Here is a 20,765-nt window from a genome sequence, read left to right as displayed (position 1 = left end):
ATCTGACATGACTGAGAAAACACCTTTCGTCGAAATCCGCCACGCCCAGAAGTCCTATGGCTCTCTGGAGGTGCTCAAAGACATCAGCCTCACGGTGGAGCGCGGCGAGATCGTCGCCATCATCGGTCCCTCCGGGTCTGGTAAATCCACCCTGCTGCGCGCGATCAACGACCTTGATCCCCTGACTGGCGGCGAGATCATCCTCGACGGTGTCCAGGTCAACAAGAGCCTGCCCCATCGCCAGTATGAAAAGCACATCAACGAGATGCGCCAGCAGATCGGCATGGTGTTCCAGCACTTCAATTTGTTCCCGCACCTAAGCGTGCGCGACAACGTCACCATGGCGCCGAAGCTCCTCAAGGGCATTTCCGGCAAAGAAGCGGATAAGCTCGCCGAGGAACAGCTCGCCCACGTCGGCATGCTCGAGCGGATCGACTATTATCCCTCACAGCTCTCGGGCGGTCAGAAACAGCGCGTCGCCATTGCCCGCGCCCTTGCGATGCAGCCCAAGCTTATGCTCTTTGACGAGGCCACCTCGGCGCTCGATCCTGAGCTTGTCGAAGAGGTTAACCTGGTGATGAAGAAGCTCGCTGAAGAGCACATGACCATGATCATCGTAACACATGAAATGGACTTCGCGGCCTCGGTTTGCGACCGCGTGTTGTTCATGGATCAAGGGGTCGTTGTCGAAGAAGGCCCGCCTAGCAAAGTCTTCAAGAACCCCGACAAGGACCGCACCAAAGAATTTCTCCGCAAACACCTCGAAGGCTCAAAGTGACGACCACGCCCTCCCACCTGTTTTACCAGTCCCGCACCCCCCGTCCGTTTCTCGATCGGGGTGAGGGCATCTACCTCTACGACACCACCGGTAAGCGTTATATCGACGGCACGTCCGGGGCGATGGTGTCCAATATCGGCCATTCCAACCCCAACGTCCTTGCCAAAATGAAGGCACAGATGGACAAGGCAACCTTTGGCTACCGCCTGCATTTTCGGACCGAACCGTCCGAGAACCTCGCTGCCAAGACCGCCGCGATGATGCCCGAGGGGTTAGATCGCGTGTTCTTTGTCTCCGGCGGCTCCGAGGCCGTCGAGAGCGCGATCAAGCTCGCCCGGCAATATGCCATCGTGCAGGGCCAAGAAAGCCGCTGGAAAGTCATCTCGCGTTTTCCCTCCTATCACGGCTGTACGCTCGGCGCGCTTGACCTGACGGGCTACGACCCGCTGGCGCGCCCATTCGATCCGATGATGCGCGGGATGCCCAAGGTGGCTGCCCCTGTGACCTATCTCGACCGCGACAACCTCAGCGAGGAAGAGCGCGGCCTGAAATATGCCGAGATGCTGCGCGATGAAATTATCGCCCAAGGCCCGGAAACCGTTCTCGCCTTCCTCATGGAGCCGGTGGGCGGGGCTTCGACCGGCGCGCTTGTCGCTCCGGATAGCTACTATGGACGCATCCGCGAAATCTGTGACGAGTTCGGGATCCTGCTGATCTATGATGAGGTCATGACCGGTGCGGGCCGTACCGGCAAGTTCATCGCCGCCGAGCATTGGGGCATCACCCCCGATATCGTCGCCCTCTCCAAGGGGTTCGGCGCGGGCTATGCCCCGCTTGGCGCGACCGTGGCCGGCGCGCGCATTGTCGAGCCGATCCTCGACGCAGGCGGCTTCCTGCATGGCTTCACCTATGCGGGCAACCCGCTGGCCTGTTCTGCGGGCCTCGCGGTGCTCGAGGAACTCGAGGAACAGAACCTCGTCTCCAATGCGGCTAATATGGGCGACGTGCTTTTGTCACGCCTGCATGGGCTGATGGATCGCTATCCGTTTATCGGTCATGTACGCGGCAAGGGGCTTTTGACGGCGTTCGAATTCGTCTCCGACCGCGACACGATGGACCCGCTACCGACCGCCCTCAACGCCCACTCCCGGCTTGTCGAGCTCGCCTATGAGCGCGGCCTCATCACGTATTCGCGCCGCACACGTGGCGGCACCGCCGGGGATCACTTCCTCGTCGCGCCGCCGCTCATCATCACCGAGGCACAGATCGACGAGATGATGGCGATCCTCACCGACTCCCTCGACGCCTTTGCGCGCGAGGCCGGTCTTGACGTGGAGAGCGCGGCATGAGGCTTCCTGATAAGGTCGGGGCCCTTGAAGAGGCGATCGCCCACATCGGCGACGGTGCCACCGTTATGATCGGTGGTTTCGGCGTCCCCGGCACACCGTTCACGCTCATCCGCGAGCTTGTCCGGCAGGGTCCGCGCGATCTCACGATCATCAAAAACGACGCCAACGAGACCGACATGGGGGTCGATCACCTTCTGGTTTCGGGACAGGTTGCACGCCTTGTGACGACACATATCGGCCTCAACCCGCGCGCCATCGCAATGATGAACGCGGGCGAGATTGAAGTGGAGTTCAACGCCCAAGGCATCCTCGCCGAGCGCATCCGCGCAGGTGGCGCAGGGCTTGGTGGCATCCTGACCGACATCGGCATTGATACCGAGCTTGCCGACGGCAAGGAACGCATGGAGATAGACGGCAAGGCCTATGTCGTCGAAAGCGCCCTGCGTGCCGATGTGGCGCTTGTCCATGCAGATCGCGCCGATCCGTTCGGGAACCTGTCCTTTGCCGCCACCGCGCGCAATTTCAACCCGCTCATGGCCATGGCCGCGACGCGTGTCATCGCCGAAGTCGAACGCGTCGTGCCGCTTGGGGCGCTTCATGCCGATGACGTGCACACGCCCGGCCCCTTCGTGGATGACCTCGTAGGGCTCACAGAACTCAGCGAGGAATACGCCGTTGTCCAACGCTAGGAGCAAAATGGTCGCTCGAGCGGCCCGCGAAATCGCCCCCGGCATGGTCGTGAACCTTGGGATCGGCCTGCCGACGAAAGTCGTGGATCACCTTGGACCGGATTTCCCGGTGTGCTTGCATACTGAGAACGGCCTTGCGGGGATCGGTCCGACCCATGCGTATGAGACCGCCGACCGCAACCTGATCGACGCGGGCGGGGCCTATGTCTCGACCATCCCCGGCAGTTCCTTCTTTGACAGCGCCGTGTCCTTTGCTCTGGTGCGGTCGGGGCGACTCGACCTGACCATGCTCGGGGCCTTCGAGGTTGCGCAGACAGGCGATCTTGCCAACTGGAAAATCCCCGGCAAATTCTCTCCGGGTGCAGGCGGCGGCATTGAGCTGGCGCAAAAGGCCCGTCGGGTGATCGTGTTGACCACCCACACAGACCGCGCAGGCAACCCCAAACTAAAGGACACATGTAGCCTGCCTGTGACAGCCCGTGCCTGTGTCTCACGGATCTTTACCGACATGGGGGTCATCGACGTGACCGAAACCGGCTTTGCCCTTGTTGAACTGGCCGAAGGCACAAGCCTTGCCGAGATCACCGAGGCTACAGGCGCCCCCCTCTCCCTTCCAAAGGGCGACATTCCAACTTTCTGAGGCTGACTGACATGACGACCGAGCTGACACCCCGCATCCTTGACGCGGTGGATGCCTATTTCGACGAACAGGTGGATTTTCTCGCCGCCCTGACCGCCCATCCGTCCACGCGCGGCAACGAACAGAGCGCGCAAAATTTCATGGCCGAGGAGCTGACTGACCGAGGCTACGAGGTCGACCGCTGGCAGATTGACGTGGAAGACATCCGCCACCTGCCCGGCTTCTCGCCCGTGCTCGGCCCCTACGAGGACGCGGTGAACGTCGTCGGAAGCCACCGCTCCAAAACCCAAAAGGGTCGCTCGCTGATCCTCAACGGCCATATCGACGTCGTGCCGGAAGGCCCGCTCGACATGTGGGATAGCCCACCTTACGAGCCGCGCGTCGCGGAAGGCTGGATGTATGGCCGTGGCGCGGGCGATATGAAGGCCGGGCTTGTCTCCAACCTCTACGCGCTCGACGCGCTGCGCCGGTTGAACCTCGCCCCGGCGGCGGACGTGTTCTATCAATCCGTGGTCGAAGAGGAATGCACCGGCAACGGCGCGCTGGCTTGTCTTGCGCGCGGCTACAAGGCCGACGCCGCCCTGATCCCCGAACCCTTCGCCGAACAGCTCGTGACTGCCCAGCTTGGTGTGATCTGGTTTCAGGTCCATCTCAAGGGCCTGCCGACCCACGTCGCCTATGCCGGACAGGGCGCCAATGCGATCGAGGCCGCGATCCCGCTCATCTCGGCCCTGCACGAGATGGAGGCCCGCTGGAATGGCGTCGAACACCGCCACGGCGACTACGCGCACATGGACCACGCGCTCAACCTCAACATTGGCAAGATTCAGGGCGGCGACTGGACAAGTTCCGTGCCTGCATGGTGCGTCTTTGACGTGCGTATGGGGATTTTCCCGGGCCAAAGCATCGAGGACGCCAAGAAAGAGATCGAGGCCGTCCTGATGGAAGCCGCGCGCGAAAACGCTTTCCTGCGCAACTCACTCCCCGAAATCGTCTATCACGGCTTTCACGCCGAGGGATACGCCCTCTCCGACGACAAGAGCCGCTCTGCCGCCGATGCGATTGGCGCGCTTGATAGTGCACATGGCACGGTCACCGGCGGCGCGCTCGACCGGGCCGCGATCACCGCAACCACCGACGCCCGGTTCTTCGGCCTCTACGCCGACACACCCGCCCTCGTCTATGGCCCGACCGCCGAGGCGATCCACGGCTTCAATGAACGGGTCGAGCTTGAGAGTATGCGCCGCGTGACCAAGGCCACGGCCTTGTTCATCGCCGACTGGTGCGGCGTCGAAGACATTTGAACCGGAGACAAGACATGCGCGAACCCGTCATCGTATCCACCGCCCGCACCCCCATCGGCAAAGCCTATCGCGGCGCATTCAACAACCTCGAAGGCCCGAGCCTCGCGGCCCATGCCGTGCGTGCCGCCGTCTCCCGCGCGGGGCTCGAAGGTGGCGAGATCGAAGACGCGGTTTTCGGCGCCGCCCTGACCCAAGGCTCGACGGGGGTCAACGTCGCGCGCCATATCGCGCTGGCGGCAAGCCTTCCCGATTGCGTCGCGGGTCAGACCATCGACCGCCAATGCGCCTCTGGCCTCAACGCACTCGCCATCGCGGGCCATATGGTCAAGGATGGCGCGGACGTCGCGCTGGCTGGCGGTTTGGAGAGCATCTCCCTCGTGCAGGAAAACCACTGGAACGGACACCGCTATCGCGACCCGTCCGTGCGCGACGGCTATTACCTTTCGATGCTTGAAACGGCCGAAGTCGTCGCCGAGCGCTATGGCGTCAGCCGCGAAGCTCAGGACGCCTATGCCCTCGAAAGCCAAATCCGCACCGCCCGCGCGCAGGATGCGGGCCTCTTTGCCGACGAGATCATCCCGGTCGAAGCAGTGAAACTCGTCACCGACAAGGCCACCGGTGAAACTCGTGAACAGACCGTGACGATCCACGCCGACGAATGCGGCCGCCCCGGCACCACGGAAATCGGCCTTGCCAGCCTGAAACCGGTCTTGGGGGAAGAAAAGACGGTCACCGCAGGCAATGCAAGCCAGCTTTCGGACGGCGCGGCGGCGCTTGTCGTCATGGAGGCCCGCGAAGCCGAGAAGCGTGGATTGACCCCCTTGGGCGCCCTGCGCGGCTTTGCCGTGGCCGGCGTCGCACCGGAGGAGATGGGCATCGGCCCGATCGTCGCCATCCCGCGCCTGCTAGAGCGGGCAGGCCTCAAGGCAGAGGAGATCGACCTCTGGGAAATCAACGAAGCCTTCGCGGCCCAGCTTCTGCCTTGCCGCGACACGCTCGGCATTGACCCGGACAAACTCAACGTCAATGGCGGTGCGATCTCGATCGGCCACCCCTACGGCATGTCTGGCGCACGAATGGCCGGGCATATCCTTCTCGAAGGCCAACGCCGTAAGGCGCGCTGGGGCGTGGTATCGATGTGCGTCGGTGGTGGGCAGGGCGCTGCCGGTTTGATCGAGGTTTTCTAAGCACCCGCCTGTCTGATGGGCCGCGCCACGTCTGGCGCGGCGCCATGCCTCTACAGCGATTGACAGTCTCGCCGACTGCATGGAAGATTTCTCTGACACTGGGAAGAGCAACGCGCGACCGCGCGGCTCCAGCCCCTCTGAAGAAAGGAAACCCCATGCCCGGACCTCTTACGTTCGACGACCTAAAAACACAGGTCGCCGGAGGCGAGATCGACACTGTTCTTGTCTGTTTTGTCGATATGCAGGGCCGCCTCATGGGCAAGCGCTTTCATGCCGGGCACTTCATTGAAAGCGCCTGGGAAGAGACCCATTGCTGCAACTACCTATTGGCGACCGACTTGATGATGTCGACGCCCGAGGGCTTTGCCTCGACCTCTTGGGAGAAGGGCTATGGCGACTACGTGATGAAGCCCGACCTCTCGTCGCTGCGCCCCCTGCCATGGCTAGAAGGGACGGTGATGGTGCTCTGCGATATCCTTGATCACCACACCCACGAGGAGATCTCCCATTCCCCGCGCGCCATGCTCAAGAAACAGATCGCCCGCGCCGAGGCGATGGGCCTGACCCCGATGATGGCAAGCGAGCTGGAGTTCTTCCTCTTCGAGAAGAGCTTTGACGAGATCCGCAAATCCGGCTTCCGCGATCTTGCGACGCTCTCGGGCTATAACGAGGACTACCATATCCTGCAGACAAGCCGCGAAGAGCATGTCATGCGCCCGCTGCGCAATCATCTCTGGAACGCAGGGCTTCCCATCGAGAATAGCAAGGGAGAGGCCGAGACCGGGCAGGAAGAGCTCAACATCAAATACGCCCCGGCCCTCGACACTGCCGATTTTCACACCATCGCCAAGCACGCGACCAAGGAAATCGCTTGGCAACAGGGCCACGCCGTCAGCTTCCTGTCGAAATGGCACAAGGACAAGGTCGGCTCCTCGAGCCACGTGCATCAATCGCTCTGGAAGGACGGCGCGCCGCTCTTCTATGATCCGGACGATGCGCTCGGCATGTCGAGCCTCATGAAATCCTATGTCGCGGGTCTTCTGAAATACGCCGCCGACTATACCTATTTCCTCGCCCCCTACATCAATAGCTACAAGCGCTTTCAGAAGGGCAGCTTTGCGCCGACGCGGATCATCTGGTCGATCGACAACCGCACGGCGGGCTTCCGCCTTTGCGGTGACGGCACCAAGGCGGTGCGCATCGAGTGCCGGGTTGGCGGCTCTGACATCAACCCTTACCTCGCGATGAGCGCCATGCTTGCTGCCGGTCTCAAGGGGATCGAAGACGGGCTCGTGCTTGAACCCGCCTTCTCTGGCGACGCCTACGCTGGTGAAGGCCGTTATATCCCTGAAACGCTACGCGACGCGCGCGAGGCACTTCTGGCCTCTGATCTGTTGCGCGACGCGCTTGGCGAAGATGTAGTGACCCACTATGCACGCGCCGCCGAATGGGAAATCGAAGAGTTCAACCGCGTCGTGACCGACTACGAGATCGCGCGCGGCTTTGAACTGGCCTGACCTCGAGAAAGAAAGACACTCCATGACGCTTACCGGAAACTGGTCCTACCCGACCACGATCAAATTCGGCGCGGGCCGGATCGCGGAGCTTGCCGACGCCTGCGCGGCGACCGGCATGACCCGTCCGCTCCTCGTCACGGACCGGGGCCTTGCCGACCTGCCGATCACCACTCAGGCGCTCGACATCCTCGAGACCGCGGGGCTTGGCCGTGGCCTCTTTGCTGATGTCGATCCAAACCCGAACGAAAAGAACCTCGCCTCCGGTGTCGAAGCCTACCACGCAGGCGGGCATGACGGCGTGATCGCTTTTGGCGGTGGCTCTGGTCTCGACCTTGGCAAGATGGTCGCCTTCATGGCGGGCCAGACGCGCCCCGTCTGGGATTTCGAGGATATCGGCGACTGGTGGACCCGCGCCGACGCCAAGGCCATCGCTCCGATCATCGCCGTGCCAACCACCGCGGGCACCGGGTCGGAAGTTGGCCGCGCCAGCGTCATCACCAATTCCGAGACCCACGCCAAGAAAATCATCTTTCACCCCAAGGTGTTGCCGAGCATCGTGATCTGCGATCCCGAATTGACGGTCGGCATGCCCCGTTTCATCACTGCGGGCACCGGGCTTGATGCCTTTGCCCATTGCGTTGAGGCCTATAGCTCGCCGCACTACCACCCGATGAGCCAGGGCATCGCGCTTGAAGGGATGCGCCTCGTGAAAGATTACCTGCCGCGCGCCTATGCCGATGGCACCGACCTCGAGGCACGCGCCCAGATGATGAGCGCCGCCATGATGGGCGCGACGGCGTTTCAGAAGGGCCTCGGTGCCATTCACGCCATGAGCCACCCTATCGGCGCGCATTTCAACACGCATCACGGCACGACCAATGCCGTCTGCATGCCTGCCGTGCTCGACTTCAACGCACCGGCCATCGCAGATCGCTTCCAACAAGCCTCGGCCTATCTCGGGATCGCGGGCGGCTTTGACGGGTTCCGCGCCTTCGTGCAAGACCTCAACGACAGCCTCGGCATTCCTCGCCGCCTCTCCGACCTTGGTGTGACAGCAGAGAGCATTCCAGCCCTCGTCGAAGGCGCGCTTGTCGATCCGTCCTGCGGCGGCAATCCGATTGAGTTGACCAAGGCCAACCTCACGGCGCTTTTTGAGACCGCGCTCTAAGGGAATTCAGGCCGCCCGAAACCGCGCGGCCTGTTCCTTTCGTCACTCACTTCCCGAAAGATTATCCGGCGCAAAAACGTTGCCGAACGCTCCTGTGCCCCCCTGAGGCGCTTCCGGCTCGTCCGGTGTGTCTTCGGAGAGGTTATTCGGGGCAAAGACGTTGCCGAAGGCCCCACTACCGCCCTGCGGTGCAGGTTCAGGCACCGCCTCGCTCTCTTCCTCTCCCGAGAGGTTCCCCGGCGCAAAGACATTGCCAAAGGCGCCACTATTGGACGGCGACGGAGCTGCCGGGACTGCGTCCTCGGCCTCCTCAGCGGCCTTGGCGCGTTCTTCCGCACGGGCCTTCTGAAGCGCTTCGATGCGTTTCTGAATCTCGATCTGGCGCGCTTCCTTGACCCGGATCTTGCACTGTTCCGGGCTATAGGATTGCGCCGTGCCGACCATCGCGATCACGAAGAAGGACAGAAGGACAAGGATGATCGCCGCCGGATTGCCACGCAGGAAACCCGGCAACACCCCTCTACCCGGCTTAAGCCGCCCCTGGCGCATTGCGTCCTTGCGGCTCTTGTTGCGTTGCACCGCCTCAAAGATAAGCGCGGCAAAAACCGTGAGCGTGATGATGATGAAGGCCAGCGACGAAATCGACGGGTTGATCCCAAGGCGCACCTTCTGAGCCAGCACCGTGGTCAGCGTCTTGTAGTCGATGATGGTAAACGTCGTCGTGTTGTAGTTCTCAAAAGAAGCCAGAAACGCCAGCACCGAGGCCGAGGCAATCGCCGGGCGCATGAACGGCAAGAGGATCTTGCGAAACGCCTGTGTGTGTGTCGCCCCAAGGTCGAGCGCCGCTTCCGTCAGGCCCGGATCAAACCGCTGAAGCCGCGCCACGAAAACAAGCATCGCATAGGAGGCAATAAAGGATGACTGACCAAGGATCGTGAGGAAGATCCCGTTGTGGAACAACTCGTAGAAGAACGACCCATCCTCAGCACCAAAGAACCGCCCAACCCGGTCCCAGAACACCAGCGTCGAGATACCAAGCACCACACCGGGAATGAGGATCGGCGCAATGATCATCGTGTAATAGGTCGACCGGAAACGCGGCCAGACCTGCGTGAGCACGATAGATGCCGCAAGCCCCATGGAGACCGAGAGGATCACCGTCCCGATCCCGATCAGCACACTATAGAAAAGCCCGTCGCGGATATGTTTGTCTTCAAACAGGACACCGAACCATTCGAATGTGAAACAGGCCCAGGGCGACACCGACGGGAAGGCCGATGAGTTGAACGCCGTCAGGCTCATCACCACGAGCGGCCCGAGCAGGTAGCTGAAGAAGATCAGAAGATAGGCGCCAAGGGCGATACGGATCAGGGTCGCAGAACTCATTTCCCGATATCCCCCATGTTCACCTTGAAGACCCGCATAAAGGTCAGAACGATGGCGATGGTCGAAACGAGAAGCACGATGGCATAGGCCGCGCCCTGCTGCCAATTGAGCGAGTCATTGAACCACTGATAGACAAGCTGCGTGAACCAGAGGCTGCTTGGCCCGCCAAGGATTTGTGGCGCGGCAAGCGCCCCGGCAGAGAGCATGAAGACCATGGTCGAGCCCGAGGCGATGCCCGGCTTTGCATGGGGAATGACAATGCGGCGGTGAATATGAATCCAACTCGCCCCCATGTCCCGCGCGGCCTCGATCTGGTTGCGATCAAGGCTCTCGATGACGTTATACATCGGGAAAAGCATCAGGAGGATATAGGCATAGCCGAGACCCGCATAGAGCGCGACATCCTGACGGATGAAATCAATCGGCTCGCTCGCAAGATGCAGGAACATCAAGGCCTCGTTGAGTAGCCCTGTCTCGCCAAAGATGATCCGCAAGGCAAAGGCTCGCAGGATTTCATTGATCCAGTACGGAATGATGAGCAGCACCACGAAAAGCCGCGCCACACCAGCCCCCTTTGCCTGCCCAAGAAAATAGGCCAGCGGATAGCACAGAACGATATTGAAGATCGTCACCACCATCGCGGCGAGGATCGTGCGCACGAAGACCTTGAGGTCAACCGTGTTGAAGCTCTGCTTGCTCTCATCCGACCCGTAGATCAGGTATTCGTAGTTGCTCAGCGTGTAGACGTCCTTCGGCCCGCCCACGTCCGCAGGCGGCAGGTTGAACCGGAAGGAATAATCGAGCATCGAGAGCTGCGGCAGCAGGATCAGGAAGATGAGCCAGAACGCCACCAGCCCGATCAGGATACTGCCCATGACGGGGCCGTTGTTCCGGAAGAACTCGGAGAAAGGCAAATTGCGTTTCATTGCCCTTACTCCGATGCCAACTCGCCCGCACGCATCACGACCGCGTTGGACGGCTCATAGCGCAAGGTGAGGTCATGGCCGCGTGTCGAGATACGATCTTGCCCCAGATTGGGCACCGACATCTTGATAAGCTTGCCGCCATCTCCCTCGAGGAAGACACTAAAGGAATTGCCCTCAAACTCTTCATTGACCGCCTTGGCAGACACGAGGTTCTTACCGGTGCCGCCCTGTTCTGGCGCGACCTCGAAGGCTTCGGGGCGCACGAACATCATCGCCTCATCCCCGACTGATAGCTTGCCGATCTCCGCAGGCGTGATCCGCGCCACAAGGTCGCCAGAGCGATTGGTGCTGATGATCGCCTCGCCGCCTTCGATGGATTTGATCCGGCCCCGGAAGACGTTGTTTTCGCCCACGAAAGACGCCACGAAAGGCGTTGCGGGATGGTCGTAAATCTCATGACCCGAGGCGATCTGATCGATCACCCCGGATTTCATCACCGCCACGTTGTCGGACATGGTCAGGGCCTCGCCCTGGTCGTGGGTGATGTAGATAAAGGTGATACCCACGCGCTGCTGAATCTCGCGCAGCTCGGTGCGCATATGCTGGCGCAGCTTGAGATCGAGCGCCGAAAGCGGCTCGTCAAGCAAGAGAACGTCCGGATTGGCACAGAGCGCCCGCGCAATCGCGACCCGTTGTTTCTGACCGCCCGAAAGTTCGCTCGGCAGCTTGTCGCCCTGCCCCGGCAAGGCAATCATGTCGAGAAGCTCATCCGCCCGGCGGCGTCTCTCCTTGGCGCTCGCCCCGGCGACTTCCATCGAGAACGAGATGTTCTCCCAGACGGTCATCAGTGGGAACAGCGCAAGGTTCTGAAAGATCAGCGCAGTGGGGCGTTTGTTCGGGCCGATCCCGGCCATATCGTTGCCCCCGATGAGAACCCGTCCCTCACTCGGCTCGAGAAAGCCCGAGACCGCGCGCAGGATCGTGGTCTTGCCGCATCCAGACGGGCCAAGGAACGAGAAGAAATCCCCGCCGTTGATATTCACATTCGCATCCTTCACCGCCGTGAAGTCGCCGAACCTGATCGTGATGTTCTCCAGATCAACTGCAACACCAGAGCTCATGTACCGTTCCCCGTCGTTTGTTTTTCGTATCGCGGGCTCGTTTGGGTGGCCCGTCAAGAAAACGCCCGGCCACGTCTTGGTGTGGCCGGGCGATGAAGTGCTGTGCGTCAGGCGCTCTGGAACTGGTTCACGAATTCCGTCCGGACATCCGCGTACCAAGGCGCTTCTGCCGGCCATGCGTTGAGGTTGGCCAGCGCATCGCCCGGATAGGCCTCGGCGAAGTTCTTCGCGTATGTATCTCCGGCAAGCTTGTCCGCGCCGAGAATCGGCGAGTTGTAGCCATGTTTGTCGATCGCCGGGCCTGCGTTTGCCGGGTCAAAGGCGAACTTGATAAGCTCATAGGCCGCATCAATGTTCTGTGCGCCCTTCGGCATCGAAAGACCATCGACCCATGCCATCGCCCCTTCGGCCGGGGCCTGATAGGTGACCGGCTCGCCCGCCGTCTTGAGCGCGAGCGGCGGACCATCCCAGGTCTGACCAACGAGAACGCCATCGTTGAGAAGGCCGTTCTTCTGGGTGTCGGCGTCGTTCCAGATGAGCTTGAGCGCCTGTTTGCGTGCGATGCACCAATCGGTGATCTGGGTCCAGACCTCGCGCATCTTCTCTTCCGAACCATAGGCGGCCCAGACAGAGCCCGGCTCCAACTCGCCCGCGGCTTCCATGTAGAGACCGGCGCAAAGCATGCCTGAATGGGCGCGGATCATGGTCTTGCCCGCGTTTTCTTCGGACCAGATCTCACCATAGCTCGGCACGCCCGAGGGATCTTTCGGCGCCCATTTGTCGACACGCCACGCCATGCCTTCCGTGCCCCAGATATGCGGGATCCACGTGTTGCCGTTGCCGCCGAAATCCCAGGCATCCGGGCCGATCTTGGCCATCGCCGGGTTCGCCGCCTCGATCGGAATACGGGTCATGTCGAACGGCTGAAGCAGGTCGAGCGGCCCCCACTGAAGCGACCGGTTGTTGGTCGGACCGATCAGGTCCGCGCCGCCCCCCTGCGAGGCTTTCATCTTGTTGATAAGCTCTTCGTTCGAGCCAATGCCGATATAGTTCACCTTGATACCGGTTTCAGCGGTGAACTTCTCGAGCATGTCCTCGGGCCAGTAATCCGACCAGTCCATCAGGGTCAGTTCACCCGACGAGGCAAAGGCCTTGCTGACGAGAGCCGGACTCGCGAGTGCCGCGACACCGGCGGCGGCACCCGATTTAAGAACGGCGCGACGGCCGAATGTTCTCTGGTTCTTCATAAGATACTCCCTCCTGGAGAAATGTCAGGAACGACCCAATGCCGTTCTTCCAAGGTTGGTCCTCGTGTCGCAGCGGGCGATCCTCTCGCCCGAACGACACGCGGGAATACGGCAGCCTTCATCGGCGCTCTCATTGTAAGACGTTAGGAACTCACCCCATCTATGTAACGAAATTCTGAATGGTTCGGCATCGAAGCGTAAACTTTCCTCAGCCCGCTGAAACGGGTGCCTAATTTCCGATCACTCCAAAGCTAAACGCAACTTCGCCTTTGCGTCTACCTTCTTGGAATCCCCGCCGCAGCGCAGCAGACGCCCACAGCGGCGCCACATTTCGTAGAAATCCCAGACAAGACAGCCTCTGGACCCGCGCGCCTGCGTCGGTGATACTCGGGTAAATTTTTTCCAAACAGACAAAAACAGGCGGCAAAAATGGCGAATCTGGAACGGAGAATCGCTCAGGGACGCGGGGATACGCCCGCAGATATCGTGCTGCGTGGGGGCACGGTGTTCGATGTCGTCACCGGCACGATGATCGACGGCGATGTGGCGATCTGCGACGATACGATCGTGGGGATCGGCGCAGAGTACGAGGGGACTGAGATCATTGATGTCTCGGGACTGACCCTCGTGCCCGGCTTCATCGACACGCATCTACACATCGAAAGCTCTCTCGTTACGCCGTTCGAATTCGACCGGTGCGTCGCCCCGCGCGGCATCACCACGGCGATCTGCGATCCCCATGAGATCGCCAACGTGATCGGCCTGCCCGGCATCCGCTACTTTCAAGAGGCCTCTGAGCATACGCTGATGGATATCCGCGTGCAGCTCTCCTCCTGCGTCCCCTCCACCCACATGGAGACGGCGGGCGCGACCCTTAGCGCCGAAGACCTTGCCAAGGTTATGGATCACCCCTCGGGCATCGGGCTTGCGGAGTTCATGAACTACCCCGGAGTGATCCATCGCGATCCGGGGTGCCTGGAAAAGCTCTCATTGTTCGAGGGCGGCCATATCGACGGCCACTGCCCGCAACTCGTTGGCAAAGACCTCAACGCCTATATCGCCGCCGGGATCCGAACCGAACATGAAGCGACCACCGCCGAAGAGGCGCTTGAGAAGCTGCGCAAGGGGATGCGCGTGTTGATCCGCGAAGGCTCTGTCTCCAAGGATCTCGAGGCGCTCGCCCCGGTCCTGACCGAGGCGACATCGCCCTATCTGTGCCTTTGCACCGATGATCGCAACCCGCTCGATATTGGCGAGCATGGCCACCTCGACTATATGATCCGCCGACTGATCGCCCGGGGCGCCTCGCCCCTCGCGGTCTATCGCGCGGCGTCGCTCTCGGCGGCCGAGGCCTTCGGCCTCAAGGATCGTGGTCATATCGCGCCGGGCAAACGCGCCGATATCGTCGCCCTCGACAGCCTCGAGACGTGTGACGCGCAAATGGTGTTCTGCGCCGGGAGACGTCTGACGGACAAGGCCTTTGGCGCACGCAAGACGCTGCCGCCAGTGGGGCGCAAATCGGTTCTTGCTCCGACCGTCACACCGGAAGATTTCCGCGCCCGCACCAATCGCGCCGAAACCGATGTCATCGGCATCCTCGAAGGCAAGATCATCACGGAACACCTGCACGAAGATATCCCCGTCCAAGATGGCGACAAACGTCCGGACCCGACGCGCGACCTGATCCGCATCTCCGTCATCGAACGCCACGGCAAGAACGGCAACATCGCGAGTGGCTTCGTAAAGGGCTTTGGCCTGAAATCCGGTGCCATTGCCTCGACGGTCTGCCACGACCACCACAATATCGCGGTGGTCGGGGCGACCTATGACGATATGGCGCTCGCGGCAAACCGCATGTCCGAAATCGAAGGCGGTTTCGTCGTGGCACGCGACGGCGAAATCCTCGCTGAGCTGGCGCTACCAGTTGCCGGCCTGATGAGCCTCGAGCCGTTCGAAGAGGTGCGCGACCGCCTCGTCGCACTGCGAAGCGCCGCGCGCACGCTCGGCGTCACGCTTGAGGAACCCTTCCTGCAGCTCGCCTTCCTCGCCCTTCCGGTCATTCCCGCGCTCAAGATCACCGACCGGGGCATGGTCGATGTCTTGAAATTCGAGATCCTTTAAAGGTCGATCTCAAGCTGCGGCGTGCCGTCCGACGTGCGTTCTCGTGATTGCCCCTTGGGTCCAACCGTGCCCTGCACCCGTTTGCGAAAGCTCGAAAAGCTCTCGAAAGTGACCACGTCCACGGCTTCATCAAGGTCAAGCGATAGCCGCACCCACCCGTCGCTAAGAGTCTCCACATTGCGCAGGACCGCCGTGAACGGCTGAGACAGGTAGCGCCCGCTGACACGATCCCCGACGACGAACATCGGCCTTTCGGCGATCGCCGCCCGCATGGCGTTCCAATCGCGGAACCCATGCAGGCGCGCTACTTGCTCAAGGGCTTGCCCCTGCCCCAACTTGCGCCCCACGGCCTCGGCATCCTTGCGCAGGCGCGCTGCGGCGGCCTTGGCGTCTTGCAAACTTGGCAAACGGGTCATGCGCGATCCTCCACAACCGATGAAAACAGGCCCCAGCGTAGCATCTCCCGCCGGGATCGTTGGTATAGGACAAGTGCCGCCAGCCCCAGAAGCATAAGCTCCGCCATTGGCCCGGCCCACCAGACCGCCTCGCTCCCAAAGAGAAACGGAAGGATAAACGTCATCGGCAAGGCAAAGAGATAGGGCTTCGACAGACCGAGCACCGCCGCCCTTGGCGCGTCTCCGATAGCTTGAAAATGCGCCGCCAGCATCATCAACGGCCCGGCAAGAACAAAGAGCATCGACATCACCGGCAGGATCGCAGCCGTCTCCGCGATCACCTGCGGGTCATCGACAAAGGATGCCCCGATCTGCCGCGCGAAAACCGTGACGAAAACCTGAACCGCCCCGCAATAGACAAGCGCAGAAAACACCGCGACACGCAGGCTCTGGTCCCGCCGCTGCCAGAGGCCCGCCCCGGTGTTGTTGCCGGTGATCGTCTGCATGGCCTGCGACAGGCCAAGCAGTGGCAGGAAGGCAAATGTGATGACCCGCGTGGTAATCCCATAGGCCGAGACCGTCGCCGCATAGTTCGGGCTCTGGAACATCTGAAGCGCCATGAGGATCGCCGACGAACCAAGCGCAATGCCAAGAAAATTGAGGCTCTGCGGCGCACCAAGGGCGAGGATAGGCCGCCACTCGACGGCGCTTACATGGCGCAAGACCGCGCCGGGCCGCAGGGTGGTCTGCCCGCGAAGTCGCACCGCAAGGATAATCGCAAGGGCCACGGCCTGCGCCAACACGGTGCCCACGGCCGATCCCACGACCCCGTAGGACCAGACCGCAATCAAGAGATAGTTGAACCCGATATTGCTAAGCGAGACCAAGAGGCTCATCGCCGCCATCAAGCCGACCCGCCCCTCGTTGCGCAGGGCATCGGAATTGACCGACAGAATGAAGAGCACCGGCGAAAACACCACGAGGATTTGCAGGTAGCTCTGCGCCATCTCCGCGATCTCTCCCGCACCGCCCGCCGCGATCTGCACCATCGGCGCACCGACCGCGAGATAGAGCAGGATCAACACCCCGCCAAGACAAAGCGCGAGCCAATGGGCACTTGCGAAAAGGCGCTGCGCCTCTTCGCGACGCGCGCCACCAAGATAGCGCGCAAGGATGCTCGACATGCCGCTCGCAACCAAGGTCGCCAGCGCGACGATGACCATATAGAGCGGGAAGATAAGCGTCACCGCCGAGAGCGCATCCGCGCCCACGTAGTGACCAAGAAAGAACGCATCGACCACGGTCAGGAATCCGTTCATCCCCATGATAAGGATAATCGGCAGCGCGGTTTTCACGTAGAGATGCGACAGGGGCGCATCGAGAAAGGAATTCTGGGAAGACTCGGACATCTCATTACCTCGAACGAGTCTCGCATTTGGTAGGATGGGGCTCGCATTGCCATCCGCGCGAGACGCGGAAAGGTCATCAGAGTGTCGATGAGATACAGAACTTTACCAAGATGTTGCCATCTGCGAGCGGCAGGCGTCTGTCACCTGCCGCGCTAGGTAGTGACGTCCGGACCGCCTGTCAAGCCGCCCTTTCGCACAGAATAAGGATTGGGCCGCGCGGGACGCTGCGCGGCCCAACCGGCTCAGAAGCGCGTTTCCAAGCTGATATACAACGTCCGTCCCGGTTCATTGACCTGGAACATGGTCGGGTCAAACACGTTGGTGCGGCTCAGGTGGTTGGCATAGGTCTTGTCAAAGACGTTATCCACACCTGCCACCAACGTCGTATTGGCGTTCAACGCATAGCTGCCGAATAGATCAAGCGTTGCCCAACCCGGCGTTGCGCCGGGGTCGCGGGCGGGGTCGATCTTGTCCTGCGCCGTGGCCCAGTTGACGCGACCACCGGCCCGCCACGCATCCTGACCATAGGACGCCGTAATGCTCCCGCTCAGAGGCGGGATCTGCGCAAGATCGCGCCCATCGGTCCGGTTCTTTCCACGTGTATAAGTGGCATCGGCAAGAAGCTCGAAACCGCCACGCTGCCAGCTTCCGTTGAGCTCGATCCCCGTCAGGACCGCATCAACATTGCGATAGGTGGTGACGCCCGGCACGGTGAACTGATCGCGCAGGATATAGTCGTTAACGCGGTCGGCATAGACCGAGGCGTTGAACGTGTAATTCGCCCCGGCCCGCTCATAGCCGAGGTCAAGCTGATGGTGCTTTTCCGGTGCAATATCCGGATTCCCGACCCAGTTGCTCCGCGCCATCGCACGTTCCGTCGCATCCGCCGTGCGCACCGAGCGCGACAGCCCGATGAAGACGTTGCTTTCGCTGTCGAGCGCATAGTCGATCCGGGCAAGCCCGCCAAAGTTATGCTCTTCGCGTGCCGCGTCAAAGGTCGTACCATATTGCGCGGTGTAGAACGTGTTGGGCGAAGCCGCAGAGCCTCCGGGCACCGTGCCCGCTGCGCCTGCTGTGGCCCTCACATAGTCATAGCGCGCGCCAAGCGTGAGCGTGGTGCGATCCGACAGGGTCGTGACCGTCTCGCCATAAAGCCCGGTCTGGCTGATCGTGACATCCGGCCACATCAGAAAGCGCGCAAATGCCGGATTTTCCGCGAGCACCGGCACAGCCGCCCCACCCGCGTAGAACGTCGCCATGCGGTTGTTCGACACAAGATCAAGGCCAACTTTTGCCTCGGTGGCCCCAAAGGCGAGATGCGCCTCGATCTTCCCGCCGTGGGTGTCTGAGGTGGTCGGCGTGCGGGCAAACATCGCCCCCGCCGGGCGCAGCGTGAAATTATCCATCACGTGATCGACTTCGCTCAGGAATAGGTTCCCTTCGATCCGGCGCAAAATGCCGGCGTCGAGATCGACACCCCCGCGCAACCGGTAGATTGTCGTATCCGAAAGCGGGCTGTCCATCCCGGCACCGGGAAAGAGCGCATCCTTGACCTTGTCGCGTTCGATATCGAACGCAAGGTCCACGCCGTTGCGCTCATAGCCAAAGGTCAGACCCGCGCTCTTCTGGTCATAGGAACTGCGCACCGGAGTGCCATCGCCATCCTCGTAGTTGTCGGCGGTCTTGGAACCGGCATAGCCCTCCACATAGAACCCCTTGCCAAGGTCGAGCTCGAAATCACCATTCACGTTGATCTTGCCCGAATTGCTCGACACCCCGGCACTGAGGCCAAAGCTCAGGCGCTTGTCTTCTTCGAACTCCGGCGCTTCGCGCTCAAGGATCACCGATCCGCCCGAACCGCCGGGCCCGTTGGTGACGCTCTGATAGCCACGCTCGACGACGATCTTGTCGGCGCGCGAAATCCCTGCCGTCGCTGCGGGCGGGTCCATCCGGTTGGGACAGCCACCGAAAGTGAAAGAGCCACTATCAACGATGTTGAGTTGGTTTTGGGATTGCCCCCGGATCACGATTTCAAGCCCATGACCGCCCATGCGGCCAGACGCGACGCCCGGTACTTGGCGCAGGAACTCGCCGCCATCGGCAGGCGGGGTCGACATCATCGGCTCATCGCCAAGGACGATCTTGCTCGCCCCGACAACAGTCCCGTCTTGGTCAACATAGATCGGATCAAGCGGGACAGCCTTGTCGCCCCCCTGCATCTCCGTTGCTTGCGCGACCGCCACAGAGGACAACGAGGACAGCAGGATCGCATACGCACTCAGGCGCATCATATTGGTATTGTTCATTCTTCTTACCACTGGAATTCAGCATGTCAGACAATTCCGCACGCCTTGAGACGCCCGGAGCCATTCATATCAGGAAAAGGGAAAACCCCTCAGGCGATGGCCGGTGGTGCGCGAATGCCATGCGCGCGCGCCCGGGACTCCCTCGGCGCGATGACGTCATGCTGTGCTTGGTAAGAGACATAGTGGAATGAGACCGCCCGCAGCGCCACGCCGGGGGACGCAAGTTCCAGCGCGGGACCAACGATACAGAACGGACAATGGCCGGTCGTCGAGGGCGCCCCCTCGCCTCCGGCCTCATCAATGAGATTGCCATCCGCATCTATCGTAACGGTCTGAACACCATTGGCACCGCAGATAACGATCTGGATGCCATTCTCGCCCGCCACAACGGACGCGCCACCAAAGGCCATGGTGCTCTGAAGGAATAGAAGACCGGCGAGAAAAATCCCGCAAACCTGCCGCAAGGGCGTGATCCAGCCTCTATGCATCTTCATGCTGGAATATGTGCCGCAAGAGCAGCAGCGGGGCAAGCGCAAACCCTCCCCCGCTGTAGCGCATTTTGACGCGTTGGTTATTGCATGTCGGTGAAGACCTGCGATTCAACGCCAGCTTCGGCCAATGCGTCCCGGATCGCGTCGATCGACGCGATCTCCTCCGAGCTCACGATCACCACATCATTGACCACGAGCGTGTAGAGCGTCCGATCCGGCGAGGGATCAAGGCTCGCAAGATATTCTTCTGCCGTGCGCCGGGACTTTGGCCCCCAAGACCCGTCATAGGCTGTGCCGATGGTAAACTGCACGTCCATCGTGCGTTCGCGGCTAACGGACTCGCCGTTGTTCAACCGCGAGACCGACAGGCGCAGCGCCTCGGTATCTTCGATCCGTTCCGGCACGAAAACCTTCGAGCAGGTCTCAACCTCACGATACCGCGTGACGGTCTTCTTGCCCTTCTCGTTGGCCACCGCGCCGCCAATGATCGCCCCGGCCGCAGCGCCCGCGTTCTCACCCGTCGCCACTTTGCCGATAACGCCGCCAATCAAGGCGCCGCCAACCACGTTTTCAGGCTTCGCGCCTTCCCTGACCTGATACGGAACCTGCTTGGTCTCGCATCGGGTCTCATATGTGCCTCCGAACACCGGTGTCGCCAGAAGCAAGAGGGCAGCTGTTGTCTTCAGGTACATCATCGTCAACTCCGTTCCGCGCTGTCGCGCTGGTTGGTG

The 20,765-nt window shown here is 61.4% G+C and carries 18 protein-coding genes; 9 read left to right on the top strand and 9 right to left on the bottom strand.

The annotated features are described in order from the left end of the window. Positions 1–7 precede the first annotated feature (7 nt). The 8 genes from R1W01_RS01860 to R1W01_RS01825 all read left to right on the top strand — a co-directional run bounded on the left by R1W01_RS01860 (position 8) and on the right by R1W01_RS01825 (position 8,632). Complete coding sequence (locus R1W01_RS01860) at positions 8–778, top strand: amino acid ABC transporter ATP-binding protein (RefSeq protein WP_243614135.1); 771 nt, start codon at positions 8–10, stop codon at positions 776–778. Further along, complete coding sequence (locus R1W01_RS01855; RefSeq protein WP_297757345.1) at positions 775–2,127, top strand: aspartate aminotransferase family protein; 1,353 nt, start codon at positions 775–777, stop codon at positions 2,125–2,127. The genes R1W01_RS01860 and R1W01_RS01855 overlap by 4 nt, the downstream gene beginning before the upstream one ends. Further along, on the top strand, positions 2,124–2,816 hold the full coding sequence (locus R1W01_RS01850; protein WP_243614133.1) for a CoA transferase subunit A: 693 nt from the start codon (positions 2,124–2,126) through the stop codon (positions 2,814–2,816). The genes R1W01_RS01855 and R1W01_RS01850 overlap by 4 nt, the downstream gene beginning before the upstream one ends. Positions 2,817–2,823: 7 nt before the next feature. Then, positions 2,824–3,456: a 3-oxoacid CoA-transferase subunit B gene (locus R1W01_RS01845; protein WP_297757341.1), complete on the top strand. Its 633-nt coding sequence runs from the start codon at positions 2,824–2,826 to the stop codon at positions 3,454–3,456. 11 nt (positions 3,457–3,467) lie between these two features. Beyond that, the gene (locus tag R1W01_RS01840) at positions 3,468–4,760 is read left to right on the top strand and encodes an ArgE/DapE family deacylase (protein ID WP_297757338.1); all 1,293 of its coding nucleotides are present in this window, start codon (positions 3,468–3,470) and stop codon (positions 4,758–4,760) included. A 14-nt stretch (positions 4,761–4,774) separates the two neighbouring features. Continuing rightward, positions 4,775–5,947 carry a thiolase family protein gene (locus R1W01_RS01835; RefSeq protein WP_297757335.1) on the top strand — a complete coding sequence of 391 codons (1,173 nt, stop codon included), beginning with the start codon at positions 4,775–4,777 and terminating at the stop codon, positions 5,945–5,947. A gap of 155 nt (positions 5,948–6,102) precedes the next feature. Next, entirely contained in the window at positions 6,103–7,464 is a 1,362-nt protein-coding gene (locus R1W01_RS01830; RefSeq protein ID WP_297757332.1) for a glutamine synthetase family protein, read from the top strand. Between the two features lie 22 nt (positions 7,465–7,486). Next, positions 7,487–8,632: an iron-containing alcohol dehydrogenase gene (locus R1W01_RS01825; RefSeq protein WP_297757329.1), complete on the top strand. Its 1,146-nt coding sequence runs from the start codon at positions 7,487–7,489 to the stop codon at positions 8,630–8,632. A 42-nt stretch (positions 8,633–8,674) separates the two neighbouring features. Here R1W01_RS01825 and R1W01_RS01820 read toward each other — a convergent pair whose 3' ends face one another. From R1W01_RS01820 to R1W01_RS01805, 4 genes are all read right to left on the bottom strand, one after another. Then, the gene (locus R1W01_RS01820; RefSeq protein ID WP_297757327.1) at positions 8,675–10,018 is read right to left on the bottom strand and encodes an ABC transporter permease; all 1,344 of its coding nucleotides are present in this window, start codon (positions 10,016–10,018) and stop codon (positions 8,675–8,677) included. After that, positions 10,015–10,944, bottom strand: a complete 930-nt coding sequence (locus R1W01_RS01815) for an ABC transporter permease (RefSeq protein ID WP_297757324.1) — start codon at positions 10,942–10,944, stop codon at positions 10,015–10,017. The genes R1W01_RS01820 and R1W01_RS01815 overlap by 4 nt, the downstream gene beginning before the upstream one ends. A 5-nt stretch (positions 10,945–10,949) precedes the next feature. After that, positions 10,950–12,065, bottom strand: a complete 1,116-nt coding sequence (locus R1W01_RS01810) for an ABC transporter ATP-binding protein (RefSeq protein ID WP_243614125.1) — start codon at positions 12,063–12,065, stop codon at positions 10,950–10,952. Between the two features lie 107 nt (positions 12,066–12,172). Then, positions 12,173–13,312 (bottom strand): extracellular solute-binding protein, encoded by a 1,140-nt coding sequence (locus R1W01_RS01805; protein ID WP_243614124.1) that lies wholly within the window; start codon positions 13,310–13,312, stop codon positions 12,173–12,175. Between the two features lie 429 nt (positions 13,313–13,741). On the opposite strand from R1W01_RS01805, the gene ade reads away from it, so the two are divergent. Next, positions 13,742–15,433 carry an adenine deaminase gene (gene ade, locus R1W01_RS01800; protein ID WP_297757318.1) on the top strand — a complete coding sequence of 564 codons (1,692 nt, stop codon included), beginning with the start codon at positions 13,742–13,744 and terminating at the stop codon, positions 15,431–15,433. Here ade and R1W01_RS01795 read toward each other — a convergent pair. The 5 genes from R1W01_RS01795 to R1W01_RS01775 form a co-directional block, all read right to left on the bottom strand. After that, positions 15,430–15,849 carry a glyoxalase superfamily protein gene (locus R1W01_RS01795; protein WP_243614122.1) on the bottom strand — a complete coding sequence of 140 codons (420 nt, stop codon included), beginning with the start codon at positions 15,847–15,849 and terminating at the stop codon, positions 15,430–15,432. The genes ade and R1W01_RS01795 overlap by 4 nt on opposite strands. Next, positions 15,846–17,237, bottom strand: a complete 1,392-nt coding sequence (locus R1W01_RS01790) for an MATE family efflux transporter (protein ID WP_243614121.1) — start codon at positions 17,235–17,237, stop codon at positions 15,846–15,848. The genes R1W01_RS01795 and R1W01_RS01790 overlap by 4 nt, the downstream gene beginning before the upstream one ends. Before the next feature lie 242 nt (positions 17,238–17,479). Beyond that, positions 17,480–19,543: a TonB-dependent receptor domain-containing protein gene (locus R1W01_RS01785; RefSeq protein ID WP_297757313.1), complete on the bottom strand. Its 2,064-nt coding sequence runs from the start codon at positions 19,541–19,543 to the stop codon at positions 17,480–17,482. A gap of 89 nt (positions 19,544–19,632) precedes the next feature. Then, entirely contained in the window at positions 19,633–20,037 is a 405-nt protein-coding gene (locus R1W01_RS01780; RefSeq protein ID WP_297757310.1) for a DUF2946 family protein, read from the bottom strand. A gap of 77 nt (positions 20,038–20,114) precedes the next feature. Beyond that, on the bottom strand, positions 20,115–20,729 hold the full coding sequence (locus tag R1W01_RS01775; RefSeq protein ID WP_243614118.1) for a hypothetical protein: 615 nt from the start codon (positions 20,727–20,729) through the stop codon (positions 20,115–20,117). Positions 20,730–20,765 lie beyond the last annotated feature (36 nt).

The sequence above is a fragment of the Shimia sp. FJ5 genome (assembly GCF_032918335.1).
Classification (GTDB): Bacteria; Pseudomonadota; Alphaproteobacteria; order Rhodobacterales; family Rhodobacteraceae; genus Shimia; species Shimia aestuarii_A.
The sequence above is the reverse complement of the archived record's forward strand: the minus strand, read 5'-3'. Positions and strand labels throughout refer to the sequence as shown.

Excerpts from the sequence above, each read along its gene's own strand:
- R1W01_RS01860 (WP_243614135.1), top strand. The coding sequence starts at position 8 with ATGACTGAGAAAACACCTTTCGTCGAAATCCGCCACGCCCAGAAGTCC.
- R1W01_RS01795 (WP_243614122.1), bottom strand. The coding sequence starts at position 15,849 with ATGACCCGTTTGCCAAGTTTGCAAGACGCCAAGGCCGCCGCAGCGCGC.
- R1W01_RS01790 (WP_243614121.1), bottom strand. The coding sequence starts at position 17,237 with ATGTCCGAGTCTTCCCAGAATTCCTTTCTCGATGCGCCCCTGTCGCAT.
- R1W01_RS01785 (WP_297757313.1), bottom strand. The coding sequence starts at position 19,543 with ATGAACAATACCAATATGATGCGCCTGAGTGCGTATGCGATCCTGCTG.
- R1W01_RS01775 (WP_243614118.1), bottom strand. The coding sequence starts at position 20,729 with ATGATGTACCTGAAGACAACAGCTGCCCTCTTGCTTCTGGCGACACCG.
- R1W01_RS01810 (WP_243614125.1), bottom strand. The coding sequence starts at position 12,065 with ATGAGCTCTGGTGTTGCAGTTGATCTGGAGAACATCACGATCAGGTTC.
- R1W01_RS01820 (WP_297757327.1), bottom strand. The coding sequence starts at position 10,018 with ATGAGTTCTGCGACCCTGATCCGTATCGCCCTTGGCGCCTATCTTCTG.
- R1W01_RS01850 (WP_243614133.1), top strand. The coding sequence starts at position 2,124 with ATGAGGCTTCCTGATAAGGTCGGGGCCCTTGAAGAGGCGATCGCCCAC.
- ade (WP_297757318.1), top strand. The coding sequence starts at position 13,742 with ATGGCGAATCTGGAACGGAGAATCGCTCAGGGACGCGGGGATACGCCC.
- R1W01_RS01780 (WP_297757310.1), bottom strand. The coding sequence starts at position 20,037 with ATGAAGATGCATAGAGGCTGGATCACGCCCTTGCGGCAGGTTTGCGGG.
- R1W01_RS01825 (WP_297757329.1), top strand. The coding sequence starts at position 7,487 with ATGACGCTTACCGGAAACTGGTCCTACCCGACCACGATCAAATTCGGC.
- R1W01_RS01835 (WP_297757335.1), top strand. The coding sequence starts at position 4,775 with ATGCGCGAACCCGTCATCGTATCCACCGCCCGCACCCCCATCGGCAAA.
- R1W01_RS01840 (WP_297757338.1), top strand. The coding sequence starts at position 3,468 with ATGACGACCGAGCTGACACCCCGCATCCTTGACGCGGTGGATGCCTAT.
- R1W01_RS01830 (WP_297757332.1), top strand. The coding sequence starts at position 6,103 with ATGCCCGGACCTCTTACGTTCGACGACCTAAAAACACAGGTCGCCGGA.
- R1W01_RS01845 (WP_297757341.1), top strand. The coding sequence starts at position 2,824 with ATGGTCGCTCGAGCGGCCCGCGAAATCGCCCCCGGCATGGTCGTGAAC.
- R1W01_RS01805 (WP_243614124.1), bottom strand. The coding sequence starts at position 13,312 with ATGAAGAACCAGAGAACATTCGGCCGTCGCGCCGTTCTTAAATCGGGT.
- R1W01_RS01815 (WP_297757324.1), bottom strand. The coding sequence starts at position 10,944 with ATGAAACGCAATTTGCCTTTCTCCGAGTTCTTCCGGAACAACGGCCCC.